The sequence below is a fragment of the Acinetobacter geminorum genome (assembly GCF_013009345.1).
GTDB classification, from domain to species: Bacteria; Pseudomonadota; Gammaproteobacteria; order Pseudomonadales; family Moraxellaceae; genus Acinetobacter; species Acinetobacter geminorum.
Genome location: NZ_JABELE010000009.1, coordinates 137,611 through 150,713 on the forward strand (window position 1 = coordinate 137,611; position 13,103 = coordinate 150,713).

The 13,103-nt window shown below is 35.5% G+C and carries 12 protein-coding genes and 1 pseudogene; 9 read left to right on the plus strand and 4 right to left on the minus strand.

Annotated elements, in window-relative coordinates; translation table 11 throughout:
• Window positions 1-155: 155 nt before the first annotated feature.
• Window positions 156-704, minus strand: coding sequence for an RrF2 family transcriptional regulator (locus tag HJG58_RS10405; protein ID WP_170248805.1), 549 nt, complete (start codon window positions 702-704; stop codon window positions 156-158).
• A gap of 384 nt (window positions 705-1,088) precedes the next feature.
• Between HJG58_RS10405 and HJG58_RS10410 the strand changes: the two genes are divergently transcribed.
• Window positions 1,089-1,457: a hypothetical protein gene (locus tag HJG58_RS10410; RefSeq protein ID WP_079381131.1), complete on the plus strand. Its 369-nt coding sequence runs from the start codon at window positions 1,089-1,091 to the stop codon at window positions 1,455-1,457.
• Window positions 1,458-1,514: 57 nt separating this feature from the next.
• Here the strand turns inward: HJG58_RS10410 and HJG58_RS10415 are convergent, their stop codons facing one another.
• Together HJG58_RS10415 and HJG58_RS10420 are read right to left on the minus strand one after the other, a co-directional pair.
• Window positions 1,515-2,534: an MBL fold metallo-hydrolase gene (locus tag HJG58_RS10415; RefSeq protein ID WP_170248806.1), complete on the minus strand. Its 1,020-nt coding sequence runs from the start codon at window positions 2,532-2,534 to the stop codon at window positions 1,515-1,517.
• Between the two features lie 139 nt (window positions 2,535-2,673).
• Window positions 2,674-3,243 (minus strand): TetR/AcrR family transcriptional regulator, encoded by a 570-nt coding sequence (locus tag HJG58_RS10420; protein WP_170248807.1) that lies wholly within the window; start codon window positions 3,241-3,243, stop codon window positions 2,674-2,676.
• Between the two features lie 187 nt (window positions 3,244-3,430).
• Between HJG58_RS10420 and HJG58_RS10425 the strand changes: the two genes are divergently transcribed.
• From HJG58_RS10425 to HJG58_RS10450, 6 genes are all read left to right on the plus strand, one after another.
• Window positions 3,431-3,847, plus strand: coding sequence for a DUF2946 domain-containing protein (locus HJG58_RS10425; protein ID WP_170248808.1), 417 nt, complete (start codon window positions 3,431-3,433; stop codon window positions 3,845-3,847).
• Between the two features lie 52 nt (window positions 3,848-3,899).
• A complete protein-coding gene (locus HJG58_RS10430; protein ID WP_170248809.1) occupies window positions 3,900-5,996 on the plus strand; it encodes a TonB-dependent receptor in 2,097 nt (698 codons plus the stop codon).
• Window positions 5,997-6,272: 276 nt separating this feature from the next.
• Entirely contained in the window at window positions 6,273-6,434 is a 162-nt protein-coding gene (locus tag HJG58_RS10435) for a hypothetical protein (RefSeq protein WP_154020721.1), read from the plus strand.
• A 236-nt stretch (window positions 6,435-6,670) separates the two neighbouring features.
• Entirely contained in the window at window positions 6,671-7,222 is a 552-nt protein-coding gene (locus HJG58_RS10440) for a TetR/AcrR family transcriptional regulator (RefSeq protein ID WP_216076558.1), read from the plus strand.
• Between the two features lie 103 nt (window positions 7,223-7,325).
• Window positions 7,326-7,502, plus strand: a complete 177-nt coding sequence (locus HJG58_RS10445) for a hypothetical protein (protein WP_170248811.1) — start codon at window positions 7,326-7,328, stop codon at window positions 7,500-7,502.
• A gap of 194 nt (window positions 7,503-7,696) precedes the next feature.
• On the plus strand, window positions 7,697-8,815 hold the full coding sequence (locus tag HJG58_RS10450; protein WP_170248812.1) for an MBL fold metallo-hydrolase: 1,119 nt from the start codon (window positions 7,697-7,699) through the stop codon (window positions 8,813-8,815).
• Here HJG58_RS10450 and HJG58_RS10455 read toward each other — a convergent pair.
• Entirely contained in the window at window positions 8,812-9,726 is a 915-nt protein-coding gene (locus tag HJG58_RS10455) for a LysR family transcriptional regulator (RefSeq protein WP_170248813.1), read from the minus strand. The two genes, HJG58_RS10450 and HJG58_RS10455, sit on opposite strands and share 4 nt — an antisense overlap.
• A 533-nt stretch (window positions 9,727-10,259) precedes the next feature.
• On the opposite strand from HJG58_RS10455, the gene HJG58_RS10460 reads away from it, so the two are divergent.
• Together HJG58_RS10460 and HJG58_RS19030 are read left to right on the plus strand one after the other, a co-directional pair.
• Complete coding sequence (locus HJG58_RS10460) at window positions 10,260-12,659, plus strand: membrane-bound PQQ-dependent dehydrogenase, glucose/quinate/shikimate family (RefSeq protein WP_170248814.1); 2,400 nt, start codon at window positions 10,260-10,262, stop codon at window positions 12,657-12,659.
• Between the two features lie 108 nt (window positions 12,660-12,767).
• Window positions 12,768-13,013, plus strand: a pseudogene (locus HJG58_RS19030) (TetR/AcrR family transcriptional regulator); the annotation flags it as partial.
• Window positions 13,014-13,103 lie beyond the last annotated feature (90 nt).

Below are 13,103 nucleotides of genomic sequence, written 5' to 3' on the forward strand. Positions count from 1 at the left end.
GATTATCCTTTTGATAGATTTTTCGGACAACAAATTCCAGCTCATCACAAAATTTTGGGTGAGCGAATCCTTTCCCTGATTGTCCGAAAAATCTGAGAAGGCGTTTAAAAAGAATTAAGAGAATTTTATGTTAGGGTACGAACCCTATCAGTTCATTAGTCGGGGGTATCCCGCGATATTTTACTTTTACGCATTTTTGCTGTTCTTCCTTCGATGCGTTCATTGATCCAGCCATTTACATCACTAAAAAACACGTCAGGTGCATAACGGCCAAAACGGTCTGCAATATCGCCAAGTGTATGAGCACCTAAAGCGTCTCGCATGGCTTTTTCGGCCTGTAGCATGACGGCATGCACTGCACACACACCACTGGTTGCCCAATCTGGCGGAGCATGATTAAAGACCGCACATTTACCACGAACTTCTTGACACTCAAAAAGCGGTTTTTCACCTTCTATTGCATTCACGATATCTAAAAAACTGATTTCATGAGCGGATCGAGCGAGTAAATACCCACCACGAACACCTTCTTGAGCAATAACGAGACCTGCCTTTTCAAGTTTAGGAAAAATCTTGGCCATAAAACTTGGAGAGACTCCTTGTAATTCAGCAAGATCCTTACTACTCAAAGGTGTGTCTTCATTGTTCACAAGAAAAAGAAGACAGTGAATCGCATACTCGACGCTACTAGTGATATAAGCCATTTAATTTCATAATTGATCAATTAAAAACGCAGACCAATGTAGTCTGTGTTTTAAGTCAATAATAAAACTAAGACAAAGTTGGTTCTAGTTTTAAATAAACGCTATCAACGTGTTAATTATGAATATATCTAATTGAATAATTTAAATTTTAATAAATAAAAATATTTTATTGATTTCTTTTAATCGTACGGATGTCTAATAGATGTTTAATCAAATAGTTCACAACTTATAAGTAAGATAGAGGAAGGGGCTAGACATTTATCATTTATTTATAGAGTCTTTTAAATTATATTTATGTAGATTGTTTCAATTAAAATATTGCATAGCTTTATCTGAATAAAAATATTTTTTACATAGCACGATGAATGAATAAGAGAGTTGTTTTTGAAAACTGAATTTACTATTAGATGTATTTATGCACTTTGCCTTATTGGTGCAGGGTTCAACCATTTACAAACAGTTTTGATGCATGGTTTGTTTTGGGACTATAACAATGCGCCTTTATTTACTTGTATTTATTGGACATCTTTAACGTTTATTGATCCACTTGCAGCAATTCTTCTATTTTATAGACCTCGTATCGGCTTAATTCTAACTTTTCTTATTATATTTAGTGATGTCATTCACAACACTTGGATTACATTAAAAGTAGGGCGAGACTTGCTCAACTATATGTATATTTCTCAATTTTTATTTCTGGTTTTTGTTTTGTGCACAATTAAGTTTCCGTGGAAGGCACATCACACAAGTTAAAATTTTAAAATTGGAGAGTAAAAGCATTCTTTTACTCTCCAAATAATTTCTTCAAACTTACGAACGCCACCAATAATTTTCGACATTTGGTTCATTTAAGTTCAATAGTTCACCCATTTGCGGTGTGCTAATCGCTAACTTATTTTGTTGAGCCAAAGCCATGATACGTTCAAATGGATCATCCCAAGCATGAAGCGCCAAATCAAAAGTACCATTATGCACGGGTAACAAATGACGTCCTTTTAGATCGATATGTGCTTGTAAAGTTTGCTCTGGTTGCATGTGAACATCGGGCCATTCGGGGTCGTAAGCGCCAGTTTCTAACATGGTCAGATCGAAAGGTCCATAACGATGTCCAATCTCTTTAAACCCATCAAAATATCCCGTGTCACCGCTAAAAAATACACGTAAATCATTATCAATAATCACCCACGATGCCCAAAGTGTCGCATTGCTATCACCCATACCACGGCCTGAAAAATGATGGGCAGGGGTAGCCACTAATTTTAGTCCATCTACCTGTGTGGTATCCCACCAATCAAGTTGTTGAACCTTTTCTGCTGGAATTCCCCATTTAATGAGTGTGTCACCCACACCAAGCGGAGTTAAGAAGTGCTCAACTTTATCGTTAAGCTGCATTACTGCATGGTAGTCGAGATGGTCGTAGTGGTTATGCGACAAAATCACGCCTTTAATGGGTGGTAATTCGGCAATGCTAATTGGGGGCTGATGGAAACGTTTTGGTCCAAGCCATTGAAAAGGTGATGCACGCTCTAAAAAAACAGGGTCGGTTAACCAAAACTCATTTTGAAGTTTTAACAAGATAGTTGAGTGGCCCAAACGAAATAGAGAGCGGTCAGGCGCACTTAAAAGCTGTTCTTTTGACAAACTTAAAACAGGAATTGCTTTGTTTGGAACAGTGTCTTTTGGTTTATTAAATAGAAACTTCCACATAAGTTGAAGCGTTTTGCCAAAAGAAGGCTTGTGTTGGTTCGGACGCGTATTTCTAAATTTGCCATTGTGTTGCTGTGATGGCATTAAGGGAGTAGGCAAGTCTGTTGTGTTTGAAATAGTCATTTTGTTTTTCCTTATTGGAACAAACCTATATGTACAAATAAGAACTTGGGCTAAGTACTTATTGTGATTTATTTAAATGAGTATTTACTCACTCATTAATTCATTCAAAAATAAGGACGCCGTGCATCCTTACTTTTATCTATATTGAAACTGCATGCCAAAAGGCTTCAAAACCAGATTTGCGATAACGCTCGGCTTGAGAAGGGTCTTGGGCAATAAAATTGAGTGTAACTTCGGCAAGCGCACCTAAAATTGAAGCAATAAATAACGGTGGATAGTCTCTTAATCTGCCATCGTTAATACGTTCTTGAATGTTTTGAGTGAGGTCACAAAAGGTTTGCATGCCAATTTGTTTGCTTTGCTCAGTAATTTGTTCCGAAGTCGAAAGCTGTGCCATGACTTTACGCTTAAGGGGAGCTTCTAAACTCCAGTCCAAATAGCTTTGCCAGATATGCGACATTTGTATTTGTAAGTCAGAATCGGCAGGGTAACTAAGCATCATGACCTGACGTAACTCAGCCTTTAACGAAAGATATAACTGGTTCAGCAGTTCCTCTTTATTACTAAAATAGGTAAATAAAGTACCTTCTGCCACGCCAGCAACTTTGGCAATTTTTGAGGTAGACGCACGCTCGCCAAGCTCTGCTAATGTTTCAATAGCAGCACTTAAAATTGCATTACGTTTATCTTCACTACGAGGACGAGCCATATACAAACATATTAATTGAGTGATTACTCAATCATATATGAAAAATGAAAGAGAGCAAGTTATCTTTTGTGTAGAAGTAAAAAATTATTCACAATTTTTAAAAACAATGAAGATGAGAGTCGAAGATTGCTGAATATATTAAAAAAAATATGCTATTTTTCACAGCACTTTGGTGAGACTAATTTTCATGTATCGGTTTGGGCTTTTAATCGGCTTACTAGCAATATTGCTACAGAACCTCGTGTTCTGGCAAAGCCTATTGCCCAGCGAAATGCATCAGCAAATGGTATGTGAACAAATTAGTGAAATGATGAATCATTCAAGTATGCAGTCTGAACCACATTTATCTCACCATATAAAAAATGATTCTCATAAAAAGCTCTTAAACAAAAACGTTCAGCACGACTCAAGCTTAAGCTGTCATTTTTGTTATCTCTATAGCCACATTGCGACTATTGATGGCTTCAAGTTAACCTTGTTTGCAATTGGTGTCGTTGTTCGCTTCATTATGCTGGCAACGCTAAGTTATATATTATTTTATTTAAGACGCTTATTTCTTTCACCGCAAGGGCGAGCTCCTCCTAAACAACTTTGTTTTGCTTAATTCATTACTAGGTACGTATCTGTTCCTATTTAATTACTAAACAGAGTTTGTCATGTCTAAATTTTTATTTCATCCACTCGCGTGGAGCATTTTATTTGCTCAATTTTCTATGTCAGTCATGGCACAAAGCCAACTTGAAAACCAGATTGCCGAGCTAGAAAAAATTACGGTTAAGGCCCAAGATAGCAGCGAAAATTCTAATTCTTCAATAGCATTAACCCAATTTGACCATAGTTTGTTAGATGTTCCATTTACTAAGTCTCATGTATCGGCTCAAGATATTAAAAATAATAATATTCAACGTGTGAGTGATGCATTAGCTTTAGTTAATGGTGTGGTGTATCAAGACAGTTATGGTGGTGGTTTTTGGGATAACTATTCTTTTCGTGGTTTTAGTACTGACCCCAACATGGGAACAAACTATTTACGTAATGGTTTGAGTTCTTTAAGTGGTATTCATACTGCAAGAGATATGGTGAATGTTCAGGCAATTGATTTTTTAAAAGGACCTATGGCAGCCATGTATGGGCAAGGAGCTATAGGTGGCATTATGAACATTACCACCAAACAACCAGAATGGATGCCAAAAAATGAAGTAAGCTTAAGTGGTAGTACATTAGAAGAATATCGAGCTTCATTAGATAGCACAGGCGCATTAAATGATGCTGTCGCCTATAGGCTTGGACTGGCTTATGAAAATAATCAGAGTTTCAGAGACCATGTCGACAGTCAGCATTATTTTATTGCCCCACAACTTGCATGGAAAATTTCGGATCAGACGCAGCTTAATTTAGATACAGAATTTTCTGAACATCAAGGCGTGTTTGATCGTGGTGTTCCAATAGTAAACGGGGCATTTGTTGTCAACAAAAAGACCTTTTTGGGTGAGCCTTCAGATGGAGACATTAAGGTTAAAGACCAACTGTACCAGTTAAGGTTAAATCATCAATTTAATGAAAATTGGAATAACACAACAGCTTTAAGCTATGGTCATGGCGAACGGGAAGGAACCTCTACTGAAATTTCGAGTATTTCAGCAGATGGTCAAACTGCAAACCGATTTAGACGTTACCGACAATTTGAAACTGATACATTTCAGTTCCAGTCGATTTTACGCGGGAAACTAAATACAGGAACAATTAGGCACGAAGTAGTCGCAAACATTGAAGCTGGGCACTATACCATTGACCAAATTCAGCTTCGTAATGCAGTCGGTACATCTAGTCCGATTAATATTTATAATCCAGTTTACGGACAAAATATTTTAGTGCTGAGCAGAATAACCAAAAATACCAAAGAAATTCAAAATATGCTGGGACTGAACTTACAAGACCAGATTTTTTTGAATGATCAATGGAATTTGTTGCTTGGAGGGCGTTTTAATCGCCTTGAGCAACAAATTGATGACTACAGAACAGGAATATCGGCTCAGCAAAAATTTACACCTTTGAGTCCACGTGTTGGAGTGAACTATCAACCTACAACAAAGCTTTCTTTCTATAGTAATTGGGGAAAATCTTTTGAGTTAAATACAGGTCTTAATAAAGAGAATCGACTGTATGACCCAGAGAAAACCAAGAGCTGGGAAATTGGGACAAAATACCAATTTTTACCGCAAAGCTGGTTTGGTCTAACTTATTTTGATTTAGATAAACAACACTTACTGACTGAAGGTATAACCGACAGTTATGTAGATAGTGGTCGCGTCCAAAGTCATGGTGTTGAAATTGAGTTAAAGCACAAGTTTAGCGATCATTTGAATGTGGGCGCGAATTATACTTTAACGAAAGCTTCTGTTTTAGAAAGTGAAGTCGATGCCAAAGGCGCTCGCCTAAAAAATATTCCTAAGCACACTGCAAACTTAAACGCAGATTATCAGTTTGAATTATTTGGAAGGGCTGCTGGCTTAGTAGGCAACATCAATTACTTTGGTAAACGTAGTGCCAACTATATCGATAATGGAACAAGTTTGCCTGAGTTTACAGTGGTTAATGTCGGTGGATATATGCAAGTACGCCCAGATTTAAGGGTACAGTTGAATGTTGATAATGTCTTTGATAAAGATTATTACGTTTCAAGTTATACAGATGAATGGGTACAACCCGGTGAACCTTTAAAGGCAACTTTATCTATGACTTGGAATTTTTAAATAAAAAATTAGTAAATAGAAAGGTTTAACCAAAATGGGGTATATTGACAGGCCCCATTTTGCAAAGCGCTGTTCAGTATTACTGTATAAGTTGTTTAGTTAAAGTATCTAATACTATGAAAAACAATAATTAATTAAATAATTTCTAGCCAATTTCACATTGACAGCTCAAATATTGAAGATTACCATTTGCGGGCTGGCCTACATTGCCAGCCGGTTTTGACGGACCGCTATTTGAACCACATCAGGATTATTTCTTCTGAGGAGTAGTCTTGTGTGCACACCTCGTTCCCTCCCGTAGCGGTAGGGCGGGAGTGGGACACCTTCGGGTGTGCTGGAGTTCAAACCAGTCCGTCAACCTGCTTCCGTTCTGCCACCATAATTTATAATGCTTTGGCAGAACTCCCAAAAGAAGGAGTTGGCTATGCACATTCATAAATTATTGGCAGTCACTGTCAAAATCTATCTCGACACAACTTAAATCAATTTAAAGAAACTTGATTGCCTATAAGCTTTTCAGGCTTTAAATCATTACGTCTAAAACTTAGCAACAATAAAACTTGAGATGTGCCAAGCACAGTCTTTACGGCTTTGCTGTGCCTTTTTTTCTCCCAGAAAAGGCACAGGCTTTTTTATCTCTTTTAGCAACAACAAGAACTTATAACGGTAAAACGATGCCAACCTTAGAAAGATCTTCCAAAAAATTACAGGTTCTTCATACAGCAATTGAGCTGTTTAATCTCTATGGATTTCACAATGCGGGTGTGGACTTAATCGTCAAAAAATCCAAAATTCCTAAAACCACTTTTTATAATTACTTTCACTCAAAACAGCGGCTTATTGAAATGTGCGTATCCTTTCAAAAAAGCAAACTCAAAGAAGAAGTGCTGGCAATTATCTACTCAAGCCGTTACCGAACCTCAAGCGATAAACTCAAAGAGATTATTGTTTTACATGTCAATTTTAATAGCCTGTACTATCTATTACTTAAAGCCATTTTTGAAACTAAACAGATTTACCCGCAGGCCTACCGTATAGCGCTTGAATATAGAAAATGGCTGCTTAAAGAACTTTTTGATTTAGTTTTTAGTTTAGAAGCTCATGCATTAAAACCCGATGCCAATTTGGTTTTAAACCTAATTGATGGCTTGATGTTCCAGATTTTAAGCTCAAAGAGTTTGGATGAAAGGGATATGGTGGTGGAGAGGTTTTTTACTATGAATTGAACATAGTTTTAATTGTTTGATTTTTGAGTATATGTAACAAAATCAAACATATATTAAAATAAAATTATTTAGAATTATTTCATCATAATTTGGGAATTTGCTTATGAAATTGTTAGGAATATTATCTATCCCTTTTATTATCTCTGCCTGTGTTACTAATCAGAATATGCAAAAGGAAGAAACCCCAGAATGTATGAATTATCATGCAATGATGACAGCGCCTATGCCAGCACAGGCAATGGAAAACTTAAAAAAAGCTTGTTACGAATCTAGAAAATAGCGTTGAGCATTTATATTTAAAAAAAAATTTATTAATACGAGAATATTAAGTTAAAAAATAACTGCTGACTGTTCTTATTTTTGCAACTTAAGTTCTTATTTTAGTAGCTTGTTTTAATCTTTCGAAATCAGAAATATAAGAATGTTTTTATCAAGTATAGAACATTTAATTTAATTGTATATCTGAGGTTTCGAATGAAAAAGATCTTTTTAAATACCACACTCCTAAGCTTAATGTATTTGAACATAAGTCATGGAGCCAATGCTCAAAGTACGATAGATATTCCAGAAGCTCCCTCTACTGTAAATGCGGTTTATGTTTCCCAATCGAGTAAAAAAGCTTTAAATCCATCGGAAAAAATTGACCGGCTATATAACCGAAATCTTCAGCAAGAGTATGTACTGCAACGTATGACAGAACATACTTATTTTTTTCAATCTCAATTTTATGGAACGATGTTTTATGTAGGTGAAAAAGGAGTACTGTTATTTGACCCAGTTGAAAATGCTGGAGAAAAGATTTTAAAAGCGATCTCAGAAGTAACAAAACTACCTGTTACAACAATTGTCTATTCTCATGCGCACGCTGACCATATCAGCTCAGCTCCAGTAATTGTTGAAGCATCTAAAAAGGCAGGTGTCAAAGTACGTATTATTTCATCTGATGCTACAGCAGAGCTTTTAAACCGAATTAAAAGTAAATTACCAAAACCTACTGAAACAATTCCTTTTAAAAATGGTAGTTTTAATTTTGAAGGGGTGAATGTTCAAGTACATGGTTTCAAATATGCAGCACATACTGCCGATACAGGTGTTTGGTTAATTCCAAGTGAGAAAGTTGCACATATTCCCGATCTAATAAATGCCGATCAATTACCTTATTGGGGTTTTGCTGGTGCTGAAGTTCCTCTTTATTTTGAAGAAAATTTAAAAGAATTAAAAAGTTTAAATTGGGTATTTCTGAGTGGTGGCCATGGAAATGTTGGATCTAAAGCTGATGTAGATTTCTATTTAGAGTTTCTAAAAGATATGAAACAAGCAGTGGGCCAATCATATGGCGTGGTGCAGTGGGGAGTAGGAGCTCCTGATCCTCAGAAAACAAATTCACATATGGCCCAGCTACCAGCATATCTTGATGCAATAGGTAATCAGGCAACTGAATATTTGCGACCAAAATATGGACAATATTATGGGTTTGAAACTTCAGTTCCAAAGAATGGTGAAATCACAGCTTTATTAATGTACGCCTATCAATATATAAAAAGTCTATACCTAAAATCGGGTATAGACTTTTTATATATTGATTTTAATTAGATATCCTGCATTTTATTGATTAAATTTGGCATTTTTTCAATTAAAAAATCGAGAAAAACTTTAGATGCTGGAAGTGCTCCACTTCTAGGTGGAAATATTATATGAAAATTTCCTTTAGGAAGTTTCCATTCAGGTAAAATAACTATAAGTTTATTTTCATTTATTAAATCTCGGCATCTGATAAGAGGGAGTAAAGCAATACCTTGGTTATCTTGTGCTAATGACATGAGTAATGTTAGGCTTGAAGCTTTAATAAATGGCTTTATACTTGTATTTAACTTTTGTTCTAAATTTTCAAAAAACCAAGTCTGATTTTCATTATCTAGGTTGTTGCTTAATAATTTGTGATTATTTAATTCGTTTGGATGTTTAGGTATTCCATACCGTTGAATATATTCAGGGCTAGCGACTAAAACGGATTCAAGATAGCCTAAATGTCTCATTACTAAATTGTTATCAACTTCTTTGCTAGAGCCGACCCTAATACAAATATCTATTGATTCTTTTAATATATCAATTTTTTTATTAGTCACTATAAAGTTTATTGCAACTTTAGGGTATTTCTCCATAAATTCTGGAACAATCAAAGGTAATTGTCTTTCTGCAACTCCAATTGGAACACTCACATTAATAGTACCTATTGGCTCCTCTTGACATTGATCAATTAAATCATAAACATTTTGAGCCTCTTTAAGCATAGATTGAACATATTGATAAATTTGTTCGCCAATAGCCGTCATTTTGACTTGTCGAGAGTCCCTTTGTAGTAATTTAATATTTAGATTTTTTTCTAATGTAGATAATCTACGGCTTAATTTGGATTTGCTTATACCAGTTTTTTCTTCAACTTTGCTTAATCCACCATGCTCTACAATTAGGGAAAAAATGTATAAATCGTTTAGGTCTTTCATAGGGGCTGCATCAAAAATTAAGATTTTTATTTTTCTATAATATGCTTATTTTTTGTAATTTTACTGAAAATAAATAATAGCTAGAAAAATAAATGTATATTTTAGTAGAGTATTTTTTAAGAAATTTTTGTGTATCTATTTGTTTTTTATATATGATTTTTACCATGTATTTTGAGAGAGTGAAAGATATTTTTTAAATACATTTTTATAAAAATATTAATATAAACTATTGTTATTTTTTATTTATTTTTTTATGTTGCAAAAAATGCAACATATAATTTCATTTTTAGCGATAGTTTAGCTTTTTAAAAAAATTATAATTAATAGTGTCTTTGTAAAAGTATTTGTGTGTAGAAAAATCTATCTTCTACTGTTTTTAAGCATTATTCACACTCTCTATTCCTTTAAAATTCACCTAACCTTTCGCAAAATTTTTAAATCTAGATACTGTGACTGTGAATAGAAATTATATACGGTGATTTTAAAGATATGGCTTGGAATTATGTTTAAAAATAATTTAAAAAGAGGTAATAATGGGCTCTAAATCTATAGGGAGTGCAAGCTTTTTTATAAAAGCTTATGCAGTGATACAGTTATTGTTTGCTCTGACTTTGTTTGGTGGTGGAGCATATTTAATAATATTAAATGGATCTTGGTATTACTGCATTACTGGATTATTACTCATAATATCAAGTATATATCTGTATCTAAACAAGATTATAGGCGCTAAAATCTTTGGCATAGTTTTTGTGTACACACTCATTTGGACAATTTGGGAGTCTGGTACAAGATTTTGGGGCTGGATACCTCGTGTAGCGACCATAGCTGTATTCGCATTTTTTTTATCTTTACTCCTGCCATATATTGCGCATGGTATACGAAAAAGAGTTGCTTATAGTTTTACCGGCTTAATTGTTACATGTTTTGTTATAGCAGGTGCATTAGCATGGTATCCCTATTTCACTTCTCTCGATACAAGCCAAATTCCTCAAAATACTTCAAATGTATACCATGCGGATAGTACTCAACCAGATAGTGATTGGCGGTATTATGGAAGAGATGTGCAGGCAACCCGTTTTTCACCCACTGATCAAATTAACCCTGAAAATATTAATCAATTAAAACAAGTCTGGGTAACGCGTACAGGAGATATGCCTCCTGTAGATAAAAAAAATAAGTGGGCTGCCCAAACAACACCAATTAAAGTCAATGATGCTCTTTACTTGTGTACTGCTACCAATAACATGCTGAAATTAGATGCGCGTACTGGTAAGAAAATTTGGGAATATAAACACAATTTAGCTTACGAGAAATTACCGTCGACTGCAGTGTGTCGTGGTGTCACGTTCTATACTTCAAAAGTAATTCCTGAGAATGAAATATGTCATGAAAAGGTGATTGAAGGCACGCTAGATATGCAACTTATAGCGGTAGATGCAAAAACAGGAAAGGCATGTCCCCAATTTGGTACAAACGGACATGTGAACTTGCTAGAAGGGATTGGTCATACAGTTCCAGGATTCATGGCTGTTACATCGCCACCCCCTGTAGTAAATGGAGTAATTGTAGTCAACCATAAAGTTCAAGATAACCAACGGCGTACAGCTCCTTCTGGTGTAATACGTGCATATGATGTTGATACTGGCTCTCTTAAATGGGCTTGGGATGTAAGACAACCAAATCGACATGGATTACCTCCCAAAGGTGAAACTTATAGCCGTGGTACGCCTAACTCTTGGACAGTTATGACTGTTGATGAAAAATTAAATACAGTCTATGTTCCAACAGGAAGTTCAGCACCTGACTACTATAGTGCTTTACGTACAGAAGAAGAAAATCAAGTTTCTACCGCAGTTGTCGCATTAGATGCTCAAACAGGTGTAAAAAAATGGAGTTTTCAAACTGTTCATAAGGACGCATGGGATTATGATTTAGGATCACAAGCAACTCTACTTGATTATAAAGATCAATCAGGAAAGATTGTTCCAGCGCTCATTATGCCAACAAAAAGAGGACAAACATTTGTATTAAACCGAATTACAGGCAAACCCATTTCAAAAGTTGTCGAGCGCCAAGCTCCTGAATCTGTTATTCCAGATGATGTGCGTTCACCTACACAACCATGGTCTGTAGATATTCCTCGATTAGGGTTTTCAGATCTAACAGAATCAAAAATGTGGGGCATATCACCAATTGATCAAATGCTTTGTCGTATTAAATATAGACAGGCATATTATGTTGGTGAATTTACTCCTCCTACGGTTAATAAGCCATGGATTCAATATCCTGGATTTAATGGTGGTAGTGATTGGGGAAGCATAGCTTATAACCCTAAAAATGGCATTTTGATCGCTAACTGGAGTAATACCCCAATGTATAACCAGTTGGTTGCAAGAGCTAAAGCAGATCAAGAAGGTATTTTACCGATGGATGATCCGAAATTTAGTGCTAAGAAAAATGGCTCAATTGCGGCAATGGCTGAATCTCCTTATGCAGTAAATGTTCAACCATTCTATGCTCCAATTACCAACGTATTATGCAATGAACCACCATATGGAATGATTACTGCTATTAATATGAACACCAAGAAAGTGATTTGGCAAAAACCTTTGGGAACTGCAGAGCACAATGGTCCATTTGGATTGCCAACATATTTACCTATTAATATTGGTACACCTAATAATGGTGGGCCTATTATTACAGATGGTGGAGTTGTATTCGTTGCTGCTGCAACTGATAACCGTTTGCATGCCTTTGACAGTAAAACTGGTAAGTCGATCTGGAGTGCCAAATTACCTGCGGGTGGACAAGCAACACCTATGACTTATTCTATTGATGGAGAGCAGTATGTTGTCATTGTTGCAGGTGGCCATTACTTTATGCAAACACCGCCCGGTGACTATGTAGTTGCTTTTAAACTAATGAAAAAATAAATTTAAAAGCTTTTACCAAGTTCTATTTTTAGAAAAAGAGGCCATAAAAGGTCTCTTATTTCTTAGTTTTACTGCTTGAGGTATGGTGGCATAATTAGGCGGCACAGCATACTTAAAGTCATTTTTAAAATTAAATACATTTACCTACAGGTCTATCCCATGGCAATTGAGTATAGAAAATAGCTACTTTAAGAACTTTTTGATCTGGTTTTTAGTTTGGAAACTCATGCACTAAAACCAAGTGCCGACTTGGTTTTAAACTTAATTGATGGCTTGATGTTCCAGATTTTAAGCTCAAAAAGTTTGGAAGAAAGGGATGTGGTGGTGGAGAGGTTTTTTGTTCGGGTACATTAATCAGTTCTTTTTAGCTGAGAATAAGCTGTAAATTGATCTTTGGCTTAATACACCGCTAGAGAATTTTATAAAAATAATCAGAAAATTGTA